The sequence below is a fragment of the Caulobacter sp. genome (assembly GCF_965279145.1).
In the GTDB taxonomy this organism is placed as follows: domain Bacteria; phylum Pseudomonadota; class Alphaproteobacteria; order Caulobacterales; family Caulobacteraceae; genus Caulobacter.
On the sequence record NZ_OZ257139.1, the window covers coordinates 4,345,488 to 4,362,689 of the forward strand.

27 protein-coding genes are annotated in these 17,202 nt (G+C 64.8%); 1 reads left to right on the forward strand and 26 read right to left on the reverse strand.

The window, feature by feature from the left end:
• Positions 1 to 88: 88 nt before the first annotated feature.
• The 23 genes from secY to ACQY9P_RS20485 form a co-directional block, all read right to left on the reverse strand.
• Positions 89 to 1,444: a preprotein translocase subunit SecY gene (gene secY, locus ACQY9P_RS20375; protein WP_421737421.1), complete on the reverse strand. Its 1,356-nt coding sequence runs from the start codon at positions 1,442 to 1,444 to the stop codon at positions 89 to 91.
• A gap of 304 nt (positions 1,445 to 1,748) precedes the next feature.
• Entirely contained in the window at positions 1,749 to 2,240 is a 492-nt protein-coding gene (rplO, locus tag ACQY9P_RS20380) for a 50S ribosomal protein L15 (RefSeq protein ID WP_421737420.1), read from the reverse strand.
• A 171-nt stretch (positions 2,241 to 2,411) separates the two neighbouring features.
• Positions 2,412 to 2,597, reverse strand: a complete 186-nt coding sequence (rpmD, locus tag ACQY9P_RS20385) for a 50S ribosomal protein L30 (protein WP_421737419.1) — start codon at positions 2,595 to 2,597, stop codon at positions 2,412 to 2,414.
• A 3-nt stretch (positions 2,598 to 2,600) separates the two neighbouring features.
• Complete coding sequence (gene rpsE / locus ACQY9P_RS20390) at positions 2,601 to 3,206, reverse strand: 30S ribosomal protein S5 (RefSeq protein ID WP_062145554.1); 606 nt, start codon at positions 3,204 to 3,206, stop codon at positions 2,601 to 2,603.
• A gap of 10 nt (positions 3,207 to 3,216) precedes the next feature.
• Complete coding sequence (gene rplR, locus ACQY9P_RS20395) at positions 3,217 to 3,570, reverse strand: 50S ribosomal protein L18 (RefSeq protein WP_421737418.1); 354 nt, start codon at positions 3,568 to 3,570, stop codon at positions 3,217 to 3,219.
• A gap of 3 nt (positions 3,571 to 3,573) precedes the next feature.
• Positions 3,574 to 4,107: a 50S ribosomal protein L6 gene (gene rplF, locus ACQY9P_RS20400; RefSeq protein WP_421737417.1), complete on the reverse strand. Its 534-nt coding sequence runs from the start codon at positions 4,105 to 4,107 to the stop codon at positions 3,574 to 3,576.
• A gap of 18 nt (positions 4,108 to 4,125) precedes the next feature.
• Positions 4,126 to 4,524 (reverse strand): 30S ribosomal protein S8, encoded by a 399-nt coding sequence (gene rpsH / locus ACQY9P_RS20405; RefSeq protein WP_062145548.1) that lies wholly within the window; start codon positions 4,522 to 4,524, stop codon positions 4,126 to 4,128.
• 10 nt (positions 4,525 to 4,534) lie between these two features.
• A complete protein-coding gene (gene rpsN / locus ACQY9P_RS20410) occupies positions 4,535 to 4,840 on the reverse strand; it encodes a 30S ribosomal protein S14 (RefSeq protein ID WP_421737416.1) in 306 nt (101 codons plus the stop codon).
• A 21-nt stretch (positions 4,841 to 4,861) separates the two neighbouring features.
• Positions 4,862 to 5,419, reverse strand: a complete 558-nt coding sequence (rplE, locus tag ACQY9P_RS20415; protein ID WP_421737415.1) for a 50S ribosomal protein L5 — start codon at positions 5,417 to 5,419, stop codon at positions 4,862 to 4,864.
• Entirely contained in the window at positions 5,412 to 5,726 is a 315-nt protein-coding gene (rplX, locus tag ACQY9P_RS20420; protein ID WP_062145544.1) for a 50S ribosomal protein L24, read from the reverse strand. The genes rplE and rplX overlap by 8 nt, the downstream gene beginning before the upstream one ends.
• Complete coding sequence (gene rplN / locus ACQY9P_RS20425) at positions 5,726 to 6,094, reverse strand: 50S ribosomal protein L14 (protein ID WP_035049365.1); 369 nt, start codon at positions 6,092 to 6,094, stop codon at positions 5,726 to 5,728. Before rplN ends, rplX begins: the two co-directional genes overlap by 1 nt.
• Positions 6,095 to 6,112: 18 nt before the next feature.
• The gene (gene rpsQ / locus ACQY9P_RS20430; RefSeq protein WP_421737414.1) at positions 6,113 to 6,352 is read right to left on the reverse strand and encodes a 30S ribosomal protein S17; all 240 of its coding nucleotides are present in this window, start codon (positions 6,350 to 6,352) and stop codon (positions 6,113 to 6,115) included.
• 10 nt (positions 6,353 to 6,362) lie between these two features.
• Entirely contained in the window at positions 6,363 to 6,557 is a 195-nt protein-coding gene (gene rpmC / locus ACQY9P_RS20435) for a 50S ribosomal protein L29 (RefSeq protein WP_035049361.1), read from the reverse strand.
• Positions 6,554 to 6,994 (reverse strand): 50S ribosomal protein L16, encoded by a 441-nt coding sequence (gene rplP, locus ACQY9P_RS20440; protein ID WP_035049360.1) that lies wholly within the window; start codon positions 6,992 to 6,994, stop codon positions 6,554 to 6,556. The genes rpmC and rplP overlap by 4 nt, the downstream gene beginning before the upstream one ends.
• Before the next feature lie 12 nt (positions 6,995 to 7,006).
• A complete protein-coding gene (gene rpsC, locus ACQY9P_RS20445; RefSeq protein ID WP_421737413.1) occupies positions 7,007 to 7,756 on the reverse strand; it encodes a 30S ribosomal protein S3 in 750 nt (249 codons plus the stop codon).
• Positions 7,756 to 8,136, reverse strand: a complete 381-nt coding sequence (rplV, locus tag ACQY9P_RS20450) for a 50S ribosomal protein L22 (protein WP_012285670.1) — start codon at positions 8,134 to 8,136, stop codon at positions 7,756 to 7,758. Before rplV ends, rpsC begins: the two co-directional genes overlap by 1 nt.
• Positions 8,137 to 8,139: 3 nt before the next feature.
• On the reverse strand, positions 8,140 to 8,418 hold the full coding sequence (gene rpsS, locus ACQY9P_RS20455; protein WP_062145538.1) for a 30S ribosomal protein S19: 279 nt from the start codon (positions 8,416 to 8,418) through the stop codon (positions 8,140 to 8,142).
• A gap of 3 nt (positions 8,419 to 8,421) precedes the next feature.
• A complete protein-coding gene (rplB, locus tag ACQY9P_RS20460) occupies positions 8,422 to 9,261 on the reverse strand; it encodes a 50S ribosomal protein L2 (RefSeq protein ID WP_421737412.1) in 840 nt (279 codons plus the stop codon).
• A gap of 4 nt (positions 9,262 to 9,265) precedes the next feature.
• Positions 9,266 to 9,562, reverse strand: coding sequence for a 50S ribosomal protein L23 (locus ACQY9P_RS20465; protein WP_419251732.1), 297 nt, complete (start codon positions 9,560 to 9,562; stop codon positions 9,266 to 9,268).
• Positions 9,562 to 10,200: a 50S ribosomal protein L4 gene (gene rplD / locus ACQY9P_RS20470; protein ID WP_421737411.1), complete on the reverse strand. Its 639-nt coding sequence runs from the start codon at positions 10,198 to 10,200 to the stop codon at positions 9,562 to 9,564. The genes ACQY9P_RS20465 and rplD overlap by 1 nt, the downstream gene beginning before the upstream one ends.
• Positions 10,200 to 10,970, reverse strand: a complete 771-nt coding sequence (rplC, locus tag ACQY9P_RS20475; protein ID WP_421737410.1) for a 50S ribosomal protein L3 — start codon at positions 10,968 to 10,970, stop codon at positions 10,200 to 10,202. Before rplC ends, rplD begins: the two co-directional genes overlap by 1 nt.
• A 15-nt stretch (positions 10,971 to 10,985) precedes the next feature.
• Entirely contained in the window at positions 10,986 to 11,294 is a 309-nt protein-coding gene (gene rpsJ / locus ACQY9P_RS20480) for a 30S ribosomal protein S10 (RefSeq protein ID WP_004616952.1), read from the reverse strand.
• Between the two features lie 13 nt (positions 11,295 to 11,307).
• The gene (locus tag ACQY9P_RS20485) at positions 11,308 to 11,493 is read right to left on the reverse strand and encodes a hypothetical protein (protein WP_421738285.1); all 186 of its coding nucleotides are present in this window, start codon (positions 11,491 to 11,493) and stop codon (positions 11,308 to 11,310) included.
• Positions 11,494 to 11,875: 382 nt separating this feature from the next.
• Between ACQY9P_RS20485 and ACQY9P_RS20490 the strand changes: the two genes are divergently transcribed.
• The gene (locus ACQY9P_RS20490; RefSeq protein ID WP_421737409.1) at positions 11,876 to 12,634 is read left to right on the forward strand and encodes a hypothetical protein; all 759 of its coding nucleotides are present in this window, start codon (positions 11,876 to 11,878) and stop codon (positions 12,632 to 12,634) included.
• Between the two features lie 100 nt (positions 12,635 to 12,734).
• Here the strand turns inward: ACQY9P_RS20490 and ACQY9P_RS20495 are convergent, their stop codons facing one another.
• The 3 genes from ACQY9P_RS20495 to fdhD form a co-directional block, all read right to left on the reverse strand.
• Complete coding sequence (locus ACQY9P_RS20495) at positions 12,735 to 13,574, reverse strand: GIN domain-containing protein (protein WP_421737408.1); 840 nt, start codon at positions 13,572 to 13,574, stop codon at positions 12,735 to 12,737.
• Positions 13,575 to 13,693: 119 nt separating this feature from the next.
• Positions 13,694 to 15,961: an FdhF/YdeP family oxidoreductase gene (locus tag ACQY9P_RS20500; protein WP_421737407.1), complete on the reverse strand. Its 2,268-nt coding sequence runs from the start codon at positions 15,959 to 15,961 to the stop codon at positions 13,694 to 13,696.
• Entirely contained in the window at positions 15,961 to 16,776 is an 816-nt protein-coding gene (fdhD, locus tag ACQY9P_RS20505; protein WP_421737406.1) for a formate dehydrogenase accessory sulfurtransferase FdhD, read from the reverse strand. The genes ACQY9P_RS20500 and fdhD overlap by 1 nt, the downstream gene beginning before the upstream one ends.
• Positions 16,777 to 17,202 lie beyond the last annotated feature (426 nt).

Here is a 17,202-nt window from a genome sequence, read left to right on the forward strand (position 1 = left end):
CGGTCATCTTCCCGAGCAGACCTAGAGCCCGAGCGGAAAAAACGGAAGCCGGTTTATGACAAACCGGCTTCCGAAATTCTGACTTTCCTTAGCGGCCCTTGCCGCCCCGGAGTTTCGACTTCTTGATCAGGCCCTCATACTGGTGCGCCAGCAGGTGGGACTGAATCTGCGCGACGGTGTCCATGGTCACCGTCACGACGATCAGCACCGAGGTGCCGCCCAGGGCGAACTGGGTGGCGCCCAGGCTGGCCATCATGATCTCCGGCACCAGACAGACGGCGGTGATGTAGGCCGCGCCTATCACCGTCAGACGGGTCAGGACGTAGTCCAGATACTCGGCCGTGCGCTTGCCGGGGCGGATGCCCGGCAGGAAGCCGCCATACTTGCGCAGGTTCTCGGCCGTCTCCTCGGGGTTGAACACCACCGAGGTGTAGAAGAACGAGAAGAAGATGATCAGGCCGGCATACATCAGCATGAAGGCCGGCTTGCCGTGCTGCAGGGCGCCGACCGTGCCGGGCAGCCAGGCCGCCCATTCAGGCAGGTTGGCAGTCGACAGGAAGCCCATGGCGGTCGTCGGCAGCAGAAGCAGCGACGAGGCGAAGATCGGCGGAATGACGCCGGCGGTATTGATCTTCAGCGGCATGAACGAGGTGTCGCCACCGATCATGCGATTGCCCTGCTGGCGCTTGGGATAGTGGACCAGCAGGCGGCGCTGCGAGCGCTCGATGAAGACGATCGCCGCGACGGCCGCGACAGCCAGCAGAACGATCACGAACAGCGGGGTGTAGTTGCCCGAGGTCTGCGACTGCACCAGCAGCTGGCCGATGCCCATGGGCAGACCCGCCACGATGCCGGCGAAGATGATCAGGGACACGCCGTTGCCGACGCCGCGGCTGGTGATCTGCTCGCCCAGCCACATCAGGAACATGGTGCCGCCGGTCAGGGCGACGACGGTCGAGGCGACGAAGAACGGCGCACTGATGCCGTCGAAGACCAGGCCGGGCTGGCTATGCAGGCCCACAGCGATCGAGAACGACTGAACAACCGCCAGGATCACCGCCAGATAGCGGGTATACTGGTTGAGCGCCTTGCGGCCAGCCTCTCCGCCTTCCTTCTTCAGCTTTTCCCACGGCGGATACACCGAGCCCATCAGCTGCACGATGATCGACGCCGAGATGTAGGGCATCACGTTCAGCGAGAACACGGCCATGCGCTGCACGGCGCCGCCCGAGAACATGTTGAACATGCCCAGGATGCCCTTCGACTGGCCCGCAAAGGCGTTGGCGAAGGCGGCCACGTCGATCCCCGGGATCGGCACATAGGTGCCGAGGCGGTAGACCACGAGAGCGATGATCGTGAACCAGATACGCTTATGAAGTTCGGTCGCCTTTTGGAACGACGCGAAATTCATATTGGCTGCGAGTTGTTCGGCGGCCGAGGCCATTCAATTCCCCACGACTCGAGTGCGTGACAGCTGAAAGTGGACGCCGGTTTCGGCGGCCGTCACGCACCAACAAATAGGTCTTGGGCCTGCTTATCCTTTTCAAAGGAAGTTTGAAAAGGGCAGGCCCAAGTGTGAGCCACAAATAGGTGAGGCCCGCCGTGATGTCACGGCGAGCCTCGAAAAGAACTGTCATCCCGGCCGAACCCCGGCGCAAGCCGGGGGAAGAGCCGGGACCGCTCCAAGCGCGGAGCTTCCGGCGGTCCCGGCTCGGCCTGACGGCCGTCCGGGATGACAGTTTATAAGGTTAGGCCTTGGCTTCGGCTTCGACCTTGACCTTCTTGGTCACGGTCACCGAACCACCGGCGGCTTCAACGGCCTTGATGGCCGCTTCGGTCGCCGAATAGACGGTCAGCTTCAGGGCCGACTTGATTTCGCCCTTGCCCAGCAGCTTCACGCCGTCCAGTTCGCGACGGATCACGCCGGCGGCGACCAGGTCGGCCACCGAAACGTCAGCGCCGGCCTTAAGCTTGCCGGCTTCGACGGCTTGTTCCAGGCGCCACAGGTTCACTTCGGCGAAGTCCAGGCGGAAGGGGTTGTTGAAGCCGCGCTTAGGCATACGCATGTGCAGCGGCATTTGACCGCCTTCGAAGCCGGCGATGGCGACGCCCGAGCGCGCCTTCTGGCCCTTGACGCCGCGACCGGCGGTCTTGCCCTTGCCCGAACCGGGGCCACGGCCAACGCGCATGCGGCCCTTGGTCGAACCGGGGGTCGGGGCGAGTTCATTAAGCTTGGTCATATGTGCCTCTCCTTGGAGATCTGCGCCTGGCCGGGGGCCAGACTCGGCTTTGAAAGTTGGACTTCGTTCCCTGCCCCACCCCATTTTCCCAGAGGGATTGGAGAGCGGGACTTCAAACGAAAACCACCCCGGCTTTCACCGGGGTGGCGATTTCGGCGTCGTGTAGCAGACCTACTCGACGATTTCCAGCAGATGCTGGACCTTGCGGATCATGCCGCGAACCGAAGGGGTGTCTTCCAGCTCGGACACGCGGCCCAGCTTGTTGAGACCCAGGCCAGCCAGCGTTGCGCGCTGGATGGCGTTGCGACGGATCGGGCTGCCGGTTTGGCGAACCTTGACGGTTTTAGCTTCAGCCATGACTTAGCCCTCGATGGCGTCCGGAGCCGAAGCTCCGTCGGCGCGGCGGCCGAGAATGTCGCCAACCTTCTTGCCGCGCTTGGCGGCGATCTGGCGGGGCGACGATTGAACCTTCAGGGCCTCGAACGTGGCGCGAACCATGTTGTACGGGTTGCTGGAACCCGTCGACTTGGCCACGACGTCCTGGACGCCCAGGGTTTCGAGAACCGCGCGCATCGGACCACCAGCGATGACGCCCGTGCCGGGAGGGGCAGCGCGCATCATGACCTTGCCAGCGCCCCAACGGCCGTAGCCGTCGTGGTGCAGGGTGCGCGACTCGCGGAGCGGGACGCGGACCATGGTCTTCTTGGCTTCTTCGGTCGCCTTGCGGATGGCTTCCGGCACTTCACGCGCCTTGCCATGACCGAAGCCGACGCGGCCCTTTTGGTCGCCAACGACCATCAGAGCGGCGAAGCTGAAGCGACGGCCGCCCTTCACGGTGGCGGCGACGCGGTTGATGTGGACGAGCTTTTCGACGATGTCGCTGTCGACCCGCTCTTCGGGGGCATTGCGGTCGCGACGGTCCCGGCGAGGACCGCCTTCACCGCGCTGTTGGTCACCACGAGCCATGATGTTTCCCTTAGAAGTTGAGGCCGGCTTCGCGCGCGGCGTCAGCCAGGGCTTTCACCCGACCGTGGAAGATGTAGCCGCCGCGATCGAAGACGACGTCCTTGACGCCCTTTTCGATGGCGCGCTCGGCGACGAGCTTGCCGACCAGGGCAGCCGCGTCCTTGTCCTTGCCGGCCTTGCCTTCACCCTCGAGGGTGGAGGCGGCAGCCAGGGTCACGCCGCGTTCATCATCGATGATCTGGGCGTAGATGTTCTTGGACGAACGGAAGACCGTGAGACGCGGACGACCGTTGGACAGTGCCTTGAGGCGGGTGCGGGTGCGTTGGGCACGACGCACGGCGGATTCGCGAGGTGTGAGCGCCATGGCTTACTTCTTCTTGCCTTCCTTGCGGCGAACCTTTTCGCCGGCATAACGAACGCCTTTGCCCTTGTAGGGCTCGGGCGGACGAATGCGGCGGATCTTCGCGGCAATCTCGCCAACCGCCTGCTTGTCAGCACCGGCGATCTTGATTTCGGTTTGCTTCGGAACCGCGAAGGTGACGCCGGCCGGAGCCTCAACGTCGACATCGTGGCTGAAACCGAGCTGGATGGAGAGCGCGGAGCCCTTCATCGCGGCGCGGTAACCAACGCCCACCAGTTCGAGGGTTTCCTCGAAGCCGGTGGTGACGCCTTGCACCATGTTGGCGACCAGCGTGCGGGACAGACCCCACATCGACTTGGCGCGAGCGGTTTCGTTCCGCGGGACCAGGGTCAGCTCTTCGCCTTCGACCTTGATCTCGATTTCTTCCGGAACGGTCCAGGAGAGTTGGCCCTTGGGACCCTTGACCGACACAGTCTGGCCTTCGAGCGTCAGAGTGACGCCCTTGGGGATTGCGACGGCTTTCTTACCGATACGTGACATGCTCTTTCCCTCCCGCGCCTAGTAGACGCGGCAGAGGACTTCGCCACCGACATTAGCGTCGCGTGCGGCGGAGTCCGACATGACGCCCTTCGGCGTCGAAAGGATCGAGATGCCCAGGCCGTTCTTGATCGGCTTCAGGTCCTTGATCGACGAATAGACGCGGCGGCCCGGCTTGGACACGCGAGCGATTTCGGCGATCACGGGCTCACCGTCAAAATACTTGAGCTCGATCTCGAATTCGGGGAACGCACCGGGCTTCTCGACCAGCGAGTAGCCGCGGATGTAGCCTTCGTCGGCCAGCACGTCCAGGACGCGGGCGCGCAGCTTGGAAGCCGGCGTCGCGACCTTGGCGCGCTTGCGCGTGGCGGCGTTCTTGATACGAGCGATCAGGTCGCTCAGGGGATCGTTCATCGACATATGATCGTCCTCACCAGCTCGACTTGACGAGGCCGGGGATCTGGCCCGACGAGCCGAGCTCGCGGAGCGCGATACGGCTCATCTTCAGCTTGCGATAGTAGGCGCGCGGACGGCCCGTGACTTCGCATCGGTTACGGATGCGAACGGCGGAGGAGTTACGCGGCAGCTTCGCGAGCTTCAGACGAGCTTCGAAGCGATCCTCGAGCGGCAGGGTCTCGTCGTTGGCGATCGCCTTGAGCGCGGCGCGCTTGTCGGCGAATTGCTTGACGAGGGCCTTGACCATCTCGTTACGGTTGACGGCGCTTTTCTTGGCCATGGTGTGTTTCCCTGCCCGCTCTTAATTCGTGAACGGGAACTGGAATTCCTTCAGGAGAGCCTTGGCTTCCTGATCGGTCTTCGCAGTGGTGCAGACGATGATGTCCATGCCCCAGATCTGTTCGATCTGGTCATAGTTGATTTCCGGGAACACCAAGTGCTCCTTCAGGCCCATGGCGTAGTTGCCACGGCCGTCGAAGCTCTTGCCGTTCAGGCCGCGGAAGTCCTTCACGCGCGGCAGCGCGATCGTGACCAGGCGGTCGAGGAACTCATACATGCGATCCTTGCGGAGCGTCACCTTGGCGCCGACAATCATGCCTTCGCGCAGCTTGAAGCCGGCGATCGACTTGCGAGCCTTGGTGGCGACCGGCTTTTGACCCGCGATCAGGGTAAGATCCTTGATCGCCGTCTGAGCCTTCTTGGAGTCCGCAACGGCTTCGCCGATACCCATGTTCAGGACGATCTTGTCCAGCTTGGGAACCTGCATCTCGTTGGTGTAACCGAACTGTTCCTTCAACGCGGCGCGGATGCGCGCGCGATATTCGGACTTCAGCCGCGGCTCGTAAGCTTGATCAACCATTGATCACCTCGCCCGTGGTCTTGGCCACGCGCACCTTCTTGTCGCCTTCGATCTTGAAGCCGACGCGGGTGGGCTTGCCGTTGGAATCCACGATGGCGACGTTCGAGACGTGCAGCGCGGCTTCCTTGCTCTTGATGCCGCCTTGCGGATCGGCCTGCGTCGCCTTGGTGTGGCGTTGAACCAGGTTCACGCCTTCCACGACAACGCGGTTTTCCTTGGGGAGAACCTGGGACACAGCGCCTTGCTTGCCCTTGTCCTTGCCCGCCAGGACGACAACGCGGTCGCCCTTCTTGATCTTGGCAGCCATTACAGCACCTCGGGGGCGAGGGAGATGATCTTCATGTGGTTCTTGGCGCGCAGTTCACGGGGAACCGGGCCGAAGATCCGCGTGCCGACCGGCTCGCTCGCTTTGTTGACGATGACCGCGGCATTCTTGTCGAAGCGGATCAGCGAACCGTCCTTGCGCTTCATGCCTTGGTTGACGCGAACGACGACGGCGCGAAGCACGTCACCCTTCTTCACCCGGCCGCGAGGAATGGCTTCCTTCACGGACACGACGATCACGTCACCGACGCTGGCGTAGCGACGACCTGCGCCACCCAGCACCTTGATGCACATGACCCGGCGAGCGCCGGAGTTGTCGGCAACTTCCAGGTTAGTTTGCATCTGGATCATGGTTTAAACCTTCCAGACTTAAGCCGAAGCCTTGGGAAGTGCTTCCCAGGTCTTCAGCTTGGACTTCGGAGCGCACTCGATGATGCGGATCGCTTCACCGGTCTTGTACGCGTTGACTTCGTCATGAGCGTGGTACCGCTTGGAGCGGCGCACGATCTTCTTCAGCAGCGGGTGAACGATGGTCCGTTCAACCTTGACCACTACGGTCTTGTCGCCCTTATCGGAGACGACAACCCCTTCGAGGATACGCTTGGGCATATCGTTCTCCTTAAGCCGCGGCCTTGGCGCGCAGCACGGTCTTGATGCGGGCGATGTCCTTGCGGATCTCGCCAACGCGGTGGGTCTTTTCCACCTGACCGGTCGCGGCCTGGAAGCGCAGGTTGAACTGCTCCTTCTTGAGGCTGAGCAGCTGCTCGGCGAGTTGGTCGGGCGTCATACCCCGGATGTCAGCAATCTTGGTCATGCCGCTTCGGCCTCCAGAGCCGCACCAGCGTCGATGCGGGTGACGACACGGGTACGGATCGGCAGCTTGGCCGCGCCGAGGCGCAGGGCTTCGCGAGCGATATCGTCCGGCACGCCGTCGATTTCGAACATGATGCGACCCGGAGCCACGCGAGCGGCCCAGTGATCGACGGCGCCCTTGCCCTTACCCATCCGGACTTCGGCAGGCTTGCCGGTGACCGGCACGTCCGGGAAGATGCGGATCCACACGCGACCTTGGCGCTTCATCTGGCGAGTGATCGCCCGACGAGCCGCTTCGATCTGGCGAGCGGTGATGCGTTCCGGCTCAACGGCCTTGAGGCCGTAGGAGCCGAAGTTCAGCAGGGTGCCGCCCTTGGAGACGCCATGAATGCGCCCCTTGAACTGCTTGCGGTACTTGGTTTTTTTCGGTGACAGCATAGCGCTCTATCCTTAGCCCCGATCGCGACGGCCGCGGTCGCCCCGGTCGGGACGATCGCCGCGCTCGCGCCCACCACCTTCGCCGGCAGGGCCGGACTCGGTGGCGAGACGCTTGTCGAGCGCCATCGGGTCATGCTCCAGCACTTCGCCTTTGAAGATCCAGGTCTTCACGCCGATGATGCCGTAGGTGGTCTTGGCTTCCGCGAAACCGTAGTCGATGTCGGCGCGCAGGGTGTGAAGCGGCACGCGACCTTCGCGATACCATTCCATCCGAGCGATTTCCGCGCCGCCGAGGCGGCCCGACACGTTGATGCGGATGCCCTTGGCGCCAAGACGGACGGCCGATTGGATCGACCGCTTCATGGCGCGACGGAAGGCAATCCGGCGCTCGAGCTGCTGGGCGATGGACTCGGCCACCAGCTGGGCGTCGGTTTCAGGCTTACGGATTTCGACGATGTTCAGGTGAACTTCGCCTTCCGTCATCACCGACAGGTCCTTGCGGAGCTTGTCGATGTCAGCGCCCTTCTTGCCGATGATGACGCCCGGACGGGCGGCATAGATCGTGACGCGGCACTTCTTGTGCGGACGCTCGATGATGATCCGCGAAACGCCGGCGAGATACAGGCGCTTCTTGAGCATCTTGCGGACCGCGAGGTCCTGATGCAGGAGCTTGCCGTACTGGTCGCCGTCGGCGAACCAACGGCTGTCCCAGGTGCGGTTTACGCCGAGCCGAAGCCCGACCGGATTGACTTTCTGACCCATCAGGCGGCCTCACCCAGTTCGCGGACCACGATGGTGATCTCGGAGAACGGCTTTTCAACGCGCGTGGCCCGACCGCGAGCACGCGGCGAGAAGCGCTTCATCACCAGGTTCTTGCCCACATAGGCCTCGGCGACGACCAGCGAGTCGATGTCGAGGTTGTGGTTGTTCTCAGCGTTGGAGATCGCCGAGTACAGCGCCTTGCGGACGTCCTGGGCGATGCGCTTGTGGCTGAATTCGAGCTCGTTGAGAGCGCGCTGGACGTTCAGACCACGAATGGACTGAGCAACCAGGTTCAGCTTACGGGCGCTGGTGCGCAGGGTGCGAACCTTACACATCGCTTCGTTGGCCGGCAGGCGGCGAGGTTGTTTAGCTTGGCTCATGGCCTACTTCCTCTTCGCCTTCTTGTCGGCGGCGTGGCCGGGGAAGTTGCGGGTGGGAGCGAACTCACCGAACTTCATGCCGACCATGTCTTCCGACACGATAACGGGGACGTGCTTGAGACCGTTGTGGACGCCGAAGGTCAGGCCGACAAATTGCGGCATGATCGTCGAGCGACGCGACCAGGTCTTGATGACGTCCTTGCGGCCCGACGACAAAGCGACGTCGGCCTTCTTCAGGAGGTACCCGTCAACAAACGGGCCTTTCCAGACGGAGCGGGTCATGGCTTAGCGGCCCTTTTTCGCTTTGTGGCGCGAACGGATGATGAACTTATCCGTGGCCTTGTTAACGCGGGTCTTGGCGCCCTTGGTCGGCTTACCGGCCGGGGTCACCGGGTTACGACCGCCCGAGGTACGACCTTCACCACCACCGTGGGGGTGGTCGACCGGGTTCATGGCGACGCCGCGAACGTGGGGACGACGACCCATGTGACGAACACGACCGGCCTTGCCGAGGTTTTCGTTCATGTGGTCGGGGTTGGAAACGGCGCCGACGGTGGCCATGCAGGTGTCGAGGACCATGCGCAGTTCGCCCGAGTTCAGGCGGATCTGGGCGTAGCCGGCGTCACGACCGACCAGCTGGGCGTAGGCGCCAGCCGAACGAGCGATCTGACCACCCTTAGCGGGCTTCAGCTCGACGTTGTGGATGATCGTGCCGATCGGCAGGGTCCGCAGCGGCGAGGCGTTGCCCGGCTTCACGTCGACCTTGTCGGCGGTGACGACTTCGTCGCCGGCCTTGAGGCGTTGCGGGGCCAGGATGTAGGCCAGCTCGCCATCAACCTGATACTTGATCAGGGCGATGAAGGCGGTCCGGTTGGGGTCATACTCGAGACGGACAACCGTCGCGACGCCTTGCTTGCGACGCTTGAAGTCGACCAGACGGTAGAGGCGCTTGGCGCCGCCGCCGCGGAAACGGACAGCGATACGGCCATTGCCGCCGCGACCGCCCGACTTGGTCAGACCTTCAACGAGCTTCTTTTCCGGGCGGCCCTTGTGGAGCTCGCTGCGGTCGATCAGCACCAGGCCGCGCTGGCCAGGGCTGGTCGGGTTAAAGTGCTTCAAGGCCATCTGATTAGAGCCCCGTCGTGATATCGATCGACTGGCCTTCGGCCAGGGTCACGATAGCTTTCTTGACGTCGGAACGACGACCAATGATGCCACGGAAGCGCTTGGTCTTGCCCTTGGTGACCATGGTGTTGACCTTGGTGACCTTGACCTTGAACAGCTCTTCGACTGCGGCGGCGATTTCGTCCTTGGACGCGTCGGCGGACACGCGGAAGACAACCTTGTTCTGCTCGGAAAGCAGGGTGGCCTTTTCGGTGATCACCGGCGACAGGATCGTGTCGTAGTGGCGGGCGGTTGCGGCCATTACGCGGCTTCCTTCTCAGCGAAACGCGCCGAGATCGCATCCACCGCGTCCTTGGTCAGGACCAGGGTGTGGCGACGCAGCACGTCATAGACGTTCAGGCCGGCGTTCGGCAGCACGTCGATGTTCGGAATGTTGCGGGCGGCGAGCTTGAAGTTGCCGTCCACTTCCGGACCCGCGATGACCAGCGCGTTCTTCAGACCCATCTTTTCGAAGTTGGCGCGCAGGGCGGCCGTCTTCGGATCGGTCAGAACCGCGCTGTCCAGCACGACGAGCGAACCGCTCTTGGCCTTCGACGACAGGGCGTGACGCAGAGCCATGGCTCGGATCTTCTTGGGAAGATCGAAGGCGTGGCTGCGGACGACCGGGCCGTGAGCCTTGGCGCCGCCGACGAACTGAGCCGCACGACGCGAGCCGTGACGAGCGCCGCCGGTGCCCTTTTGCTTGTACATCTTCTTGCCCGTACGAGAGACCTCGTTGCGGACCTGAATCTTGTGGTTGCCGGAGCGGCGCTTGGCCAGCTGCCAGGTGACGACGCGCTGCAGGATGTCGCCGCGGATGTCGGCGATGCCAAAGATGGCGTCGTCGAGATCAACGGAGCCGGCCTTGCCGCCGTCCAGATTGATGACGTCGAGTTTCATTAGCCTTCGCCCTCTTCGGTCGATGCCGCGGGGGCTTCCTCAGCGGGGGTTTCAGCAGCGGCGGACACCGGAGCCTGACCAGCCTTGCGGAAGGCGCCCGGACGCGGCAGGTCGGCCGGAGCGGCCTTCTTGATCGCGTCGCGAACCTTCACGTAGCTGCCTTCGTGACCGGGGACAGCGCCCTTGATCAGGATCAGGCCGCGTTCGACATCGACTTTCCAGACGGTGACGTTCAGCGTGGTGACGGTTTCTTGGCCCAGGTGGCCGGCCATCTTCTTGCCCTTGAACGTACGACCCGGATCCTGGCGTTGACCAGTCGAGCCGTGCGAACGGTGCGACACCGAGACGCCGTGGGTTGCGCGCAGACCACCGAAGTTCCAGCGCTTCATGGCGCCGGCAAAGCCCTTACCGACGGTGACGCCCTGGATGTCGACCTTCTGGCCGGCAACGTAGTGGTCGGCGGTGATTTCCGCGCCCACTTCAATCAGGGCAGCTTCTTCGACGCGGAACTCGGCGACGACCCGCTTGGGTTCGACCGAGGCCTTGGCGAAGTGGCCACGCATGCCATTGGGGGTGTTCTTCGGCTTCTTTGCGCCAGCGCCGAGTTGAAGGGCGGTATAACCGTCCTTTTCCTGGGTGCGTTGGGCGGTGACCTGGCAGCCGTCGAGCGAGAGGACGGTAACCGGGATGTGCTGTCCAGCTTCGTCGAAGAAGCGGGTCATGCCGAGCTTCTTGGCGATAACGCCAGTGCGTTGAGCGGGGAGAGTCATAAGATTCGGCCCTCCTTACAGCTTGATTTCGACGTCAACGCCGGCCGACAGGTCGAGCTTCATCAGCGCGTCCACGGTCTGCGGAGTCGGGTCAACGATATCGAGAACGCGCTTGTGCGTACGGATCTCGAACTGCTCGCGCGACTTCTTGTCGACGTGCGGCGAGCGGTTGACGGTGAATTTCTCGATAAGCGTGGGCAGGGGGATCGGGCCCCGTACCGTCGCACCAGTGCGCTTGGCCGTATTGACGATCTCGCGCGTGGAATGATCCAGCACGCGGTGATCGAAGGCCTTGAGCCGGATGCGGATGTTCTGACGATCCATATCGCTCGGTTTCCTAGTGGGCTGCGCCCGCGTCTCGAACCATTTCAAAGACCAACTCGAACCCCCGAGAGAGTTCGTACGCAGCGTCCGCAAAACAAATGACCCTCACGGTCGCCCGTGGGGGTTGATGTCCAGATATTGCACCAGATGGCGCTATGTCCGGGCGTCTCGCGAACCGCGTTTGAGCCCTAGAGCTCACAGCCGGTCCAACAGAGGCGCGCTTGTACGTTCCGAATCCGGTTTCGTCAAGCGCTCCGCTCGCTTCTTCGCCCCACAACGTGGAGCGACTCGGCGAGCCGCTTCTGGATAGGCGCCTGGCCCCTCCTCCGCAACCCCTCATCTGTAATGAGATTTTCAAAGAACAGCGTCACCCGAGCATGAACGTGCGCAGATGCGCGCTTAGTCGGTTAACCTGGTCTTTCAAGTGTCACAAATGCGCATCAAGTGACCCCCAAGCGGCGCCATTAGCCTTGTTAGCCCCCTCGAAGCTCCATAGATGCCGCCCTCCCCGACGGACTGGCGGCCCCTCCCCCCAATGACCGTCAGCGCCGGGGTTTCTCAGTAAGGGGATTACTCCACCAATGAAGACCAAGCTTTTCGCCGCCGCCGCCGTTCTGGCCCTGGCCGTCTCGGCCCCCGCCTTCGCCCAGCAAGTGGGTTCGGTCGGCGTCGCCGCGGACTACACCAACATCGACACCCGCCTGGGTGACGCTAACGGGACCTCGGCCCGTATCGACGGTTCGGTCGCGATCCCGACCGCCGCCGGCTGGACCGTCACGGTCAATGGCGACGTCAACATCGCCGACAACGACATCAGCGACGACACTGTCGCCTCGGGCGCCCTGCACCTGACCAGGGAACTGGGCGACAGCTGGCGCGTCGGTGGCTTCACCGCCCTGTCGAACCCGAACAACGACAATGTCTGGGCCGTCGGCGCCGAAGCTCACAAGTACCTCGACAAGGTCACCCTGTCGGGGGTCGCCGCCTATGGCCAGTCGGACGACCTGGACGCCGACCTCTACGCCGTGCGCGGCGAGGCCCGCTACTTCGTCACCGACGACTTCCGTCTCGACGGCGGTCTCGGCTATTCGCGGATCGACACCGGCTCCAAGGCCGAGCTGTGGGACGTCAACCTGGGCGGCGAATACAAGTTCGCCAACACCGGCTGGAGCACCTTCGGCAAGTACGCGCACACCGAGTCCGACGACCTGGCCGACCTGAAGTCGGACGCGGTCAAGATCGGCGTGCGCTACACCTTCGGCGGCAGCCTGAAGACCCGCGACCGCGCCGGCGCCGACCTGGTCGACGCCAGCACGCTGTTCGGCTTCGGCGCTCGCTAATCGCGACGACGACCGCCTGAAACGCGGAAGGCCCCGGGACATCCGTCCCGGGGCCTTCTCTTTGTCTCTCTATATATAAGAGTGCTCGGCGAGCCTCGGCCTAGTGGCCGATCATGACGTCACCCGAGCCGGCCACCGACTTGCTGATCGCGCCCGTCGCCTTGGCGACGCGCACGTCGCCCGACCCGGCCACCGAAACCTCGACATCGCCGACCTCGCCATTGTGGGTCACGTCACCCGAGCCCATGACGCTGACCTCAAGCGACCGCGACCGGCCGCCCGCGATGCTGACATCGCCGGAACCGAGAATATTGGCCTCGACCTTGCCGCCAACGGCGGCCGCGCTGGCGTCGCCGGAGCCGGCGATGGAGACCTCATAGTCCCCGGCGACGTCCTGGACCTTCACGCTGCCCGAACCGGCGATGTTGATCTCGGCCGAGCCGGCCGAGCCGACATTGGTGTCGCCCGACCCAGCCTGGCTGATCTCCAGCTTTCCCTTCACATTGGCGATGGTCCAGTCGCCGCACCCGGCGTTGGCCAGTTCCAGGCTTTCGCTGCGACCCACGCTGCCGAACACGGCGCCGCCGCCCGCGACCTCGACGTTCAGCGGCGTGCGGATGGCGATCTGCGGAATGTCTTCCCATTTCACATCGCCCACGCCGCGCACCTTGATGGTGACCTTGCCCATCGTGGTGTTGCAGCCGTGGATCTTGTTCATCCGCAGGTCGCCGTCGACGATCGTCTCATTGCCGTTCTGACGGATGCTCAGCGGCAGGCTCTTGTTGGTCGTGATGAACTCGACCTTCACGTCGGAGCGCGCTTCGGGAATGACCACGACGCGGGCCACCGCGTCCTTGATCTTGACGGAAGGCGCGGCGGAGGCGGCGCCGGCAAAGCCCAGGGCGGCCGCGCCGGCGGCCAGAACGAGAAGTGCGCGCATCGGATGTTTCCCCTGTCGGATGGCGTTGATGAGGGGAAGCTAGCGACGGTCGCGGATCGAGACGACTTAATTCGCGGTCATGACCGCGATGTCACAAATTGGCCGCTTTGCCGCAAAGCTCAGCTTGCGACATGCGCCGACAGCCGGACGGGGGCCGACTTGTAGGCCGGCGTGCCGCTGCGCGTATCGCGATCCTCCAGCGCCACCAGCACATTGGTCTCCGGATAGTAGGCGGCCAGGCAGCCGCGCGGGATCTCGCGCGCCACCACGGTGAAGCCGCGAACGACGCGCTCGCCGCTGGAGTCGAAGGCCGCGGCCAGGTCGATCAGGTCGCCCGACGCCAGCCCGCGCTCGGCGAGGTCGTCCGGGTGGGCGAAGACCACGTCCCGCCGACCGAACACGCCGCGATAGCGGTCGTTCTGGCCATAGATGGTGGTGTTGTACTGGTCGTGGCTGCGCAGGGTGGTCAGGATCATCACGCTGGCGTCGCCCTGGCGCGGATCACCACCGCTGGGCGCATGGGCCATGAAATTGGCCCGGCCCGAGGCCGTCTTCCACACCCGCTCCGACGGCGGCACCGGCAGACGGAAGCCGCCGGGCGTCCGGATTCGCTCATTATAGTCGTCAAAGGCCCCCGGGAACACGCGGGCGATCAGGTCGCGGATGCGGTCGTAGTCGGCGACCAGTCCGGCCCAGTCGACCCTGTCGTCCTCGCCCAGCACCGCCTGGGCGATCCCCGCCACGATGGCGGGCTCTGACATGAGGTGTTCAGACGCCGGCGGGTTCAGGCCCCTGGAGGCATGAACCATCGACATCGAGTCCTCGACCGTCACGGCCTGGCGACCGCCGACCTGGATGTCGATCTCGGTGCGGCCCAGGCAGGGCAGCAGCAGGCTCTCCTCGCCGACCAGCAGATGCGTGCGGTTGGGCTTGGTGGCGATGTGCACGGCCAGGTCCAGCCTGCGCATGGCGGCGAAGGTGCGGATCGGGTCCGGCGCCGCCACGGCGAAATTGCCGCCCAGGCCCAGGAACACCTTGGCCTCGCCCCGCTCCATCGCCTCGATGGCCTCGACCACCGTGTGGCCATGCTGGCGCGGCGGTTCGAAGTCGAAGACCACCTTGAGGGAGTCGAGCAAGGCGGCGGCCGGCTTCTCGGCCACGCCCACCGTGCGGGCGCCCTGCACATTGGAGTGGCCCCGCAGCGGACAGATGCCCGCCCCCGGCCGGCCGATGTTTCCGCGCAGCAGCAGCAGATTGACCAGCTGCTGCACCGTCCCCGACGAGTCCCGGTGCTGGGTCAGGCCCATGCCGTAGCAGAGGATCGCCGCCTTCGACCGCGCATAGACGGCGGCGGCCTCCTCGATCTGGGCCCGCGACAGCCCCGAGCCCATCTCGATCTCGTCCCAGGACAGCGCGTCCAGCGCCTCGACCAGGTCGTCGAACCCGGCCGTGTGCTCGGCGATGAAGTCGCGATCCACCGCCTGCAGGGCCAGCACCGCCTTCATCATGCCCTGCACCGCCAGGGCGTCGCCGCCGATGGTCAGCTGGTAATAGGCCGAGGCGATGGGCGTGGACGACAGGGTCGCCATCTCGATCGGATCCTGCGGCGAGGCGAACTTCTCCAGCGCCCGTTCGCGCAGCGGATTGAAGGCCAGGATGGTCGCGCCGCGTCGTGACGCCTCACGCAGGGTCGCCATCATGCGGGGATGGTTGGTGCCGGGGTTGTGGCCAAAGCAGAGGATCAGGTCGGCGTCGTCGAAATCTTCCAGCGTCACCGAGCCCTTGCCCATGCCGATCGAGTCCGGCAAGCCGACGCTGGTCGGCTCGTGGCACATGTTGGAGCAGTCGGGGAAATTGTTGGTCCCGAACCGGCGGCCCAGCAGCTGATAGAGGAACGCCGCCTCGTTGGACGCCCGGCCCGAGGCGTAGAATTCCGCCTGGTTGGGATTGTCCAAAGCCCGCAAGGCCGAACCGGTTCGCGCGAAGGCCTCGTCCCAACTGATCGGCAGGTAGCGGTCGCTGGCCGCGTCATAGGCCATGGGCTCGGTCAGCCGGCCCAGATCCTCGATCGCATGATCGCTCCAGGTCAGCAGCTCGCTGACCGTGTGGCGGGCGAAGACCTCGGGCGTGGCGCGCTTGCTGGTCGCCTCCCAGGCCACGGCCTTGGCGCCGTTCTCGCAGAACTCGAACGAGCTGGTGTGCTTGGGATCGGGCCAGGCGCAGCCGGGGCAGTCGAAGCCCTCGGGCTGGTTGGCCGACAGCAGGGTGCGCCCGCCCTCGATCACCGTGGCCTGATCGCCCAGGGCGCCGGCGACGGCCTTCAGCGCGCCCCAGCCCCCGGCCGGCGCATCATAGTCGCGGACGCCCGGGATCTTGATGTCCGACATCAGGCGGTCTCCATCGCGGCCTCGACCAGACGGTCGGCGCGGGTGAACACGGTATGCCCGTCGGCGCGGGCCAGGGCCACCAGGGTCAGACCCGCCTCCTCCGCCTTGCGGATCGCCAGATCGGTGGGCGCCGACACCGCCACCAGGATCGGGCAGCCGATGCGGACGGTCTTCTCGATCATCTCGAACGAGCAGCGACTGGTCACCAGAACAAAGCCGCTGTCGGCGTCGAGACCGCTGGCGGCCAACGCCCCGGCCAGCTTGTCCAGGGCGTTGTGCCGGCCCACATCCTCGCGCGACAGCAGGATGCGCCCGTCGACATCGGCGAAGGCGGCGGCGTGGGTCGCCCGCGTCAGCCGGCCCAGGGTCTGGGTCTCGGTCAGGGCGTCAAGCGCCCGCTGGATCGCCTGATGAGTCAGCGCCCTGCCCTCGCCGACGCGCGGCAGGGGCCGCACGGCGTCGGCCAGGCGCTGAACGCCGCACAGCCCGCAGCTGGACCGCCCCTCCAGGGTGCGCGGCCGGGCCTTGCGGGGCGCGGCCGCCGGGGCAAGCCGCACGTCGGCCATCAGGCCCAGCTCCGCTTCGGTAACCTCGATGGCCAGGATGTCGCCCGCGCCGGCGATGGCCTCGGTCAGGGTGAAGCCCCGCGCCAGATCCTCGATATCGGCCGGCGTCGCCATCAGCACCGTATGGGGCCGGCCGTTGAACGACAGTCCCACGGCGACCTCGTCGGGCACGGCGCGTTCGATGGGCTGGATCTCGGCGCCGACACGCCACTGGGCGGCGGCGCGGCGGGTAACGGAAGGCATCGACATGAACGCCAGCCTATCGCGCCGCGCGGCTCGCCGTCACGACAAATGCTGATGTCGGAATTTGCCGCGAAAGCCAGAACGCACGGGTTCGCATCCTCGCCGGTCTGACCGGCGAGTTGGGGAGGCGGCGGAGCGTCCGGGCCAGGCCCGGATGAGTGTGTAGTGGAGTACCGTTTCGGCCGTGGCCGGAGCGCTCCGCACGGTTGTTATCCCTCTGGCCGGGGCGCGCAGGTCTGGTTCAACCTTTCACCCCCATCCGGGTTTGTCCTGCCTCGCGACGGACCCAGCCTTGGGCTGCAGCCTCGCCGATTCCGGAGGACCCGGAACGTACCTTCGGACGGGCGGAGGCTTTGGCCTTCCTCCGATGGACAGGTTTACGTCCCCTGTCCTCTTGAACCCGTACAACCGCCCCCACCGCCCGTCAGGTCG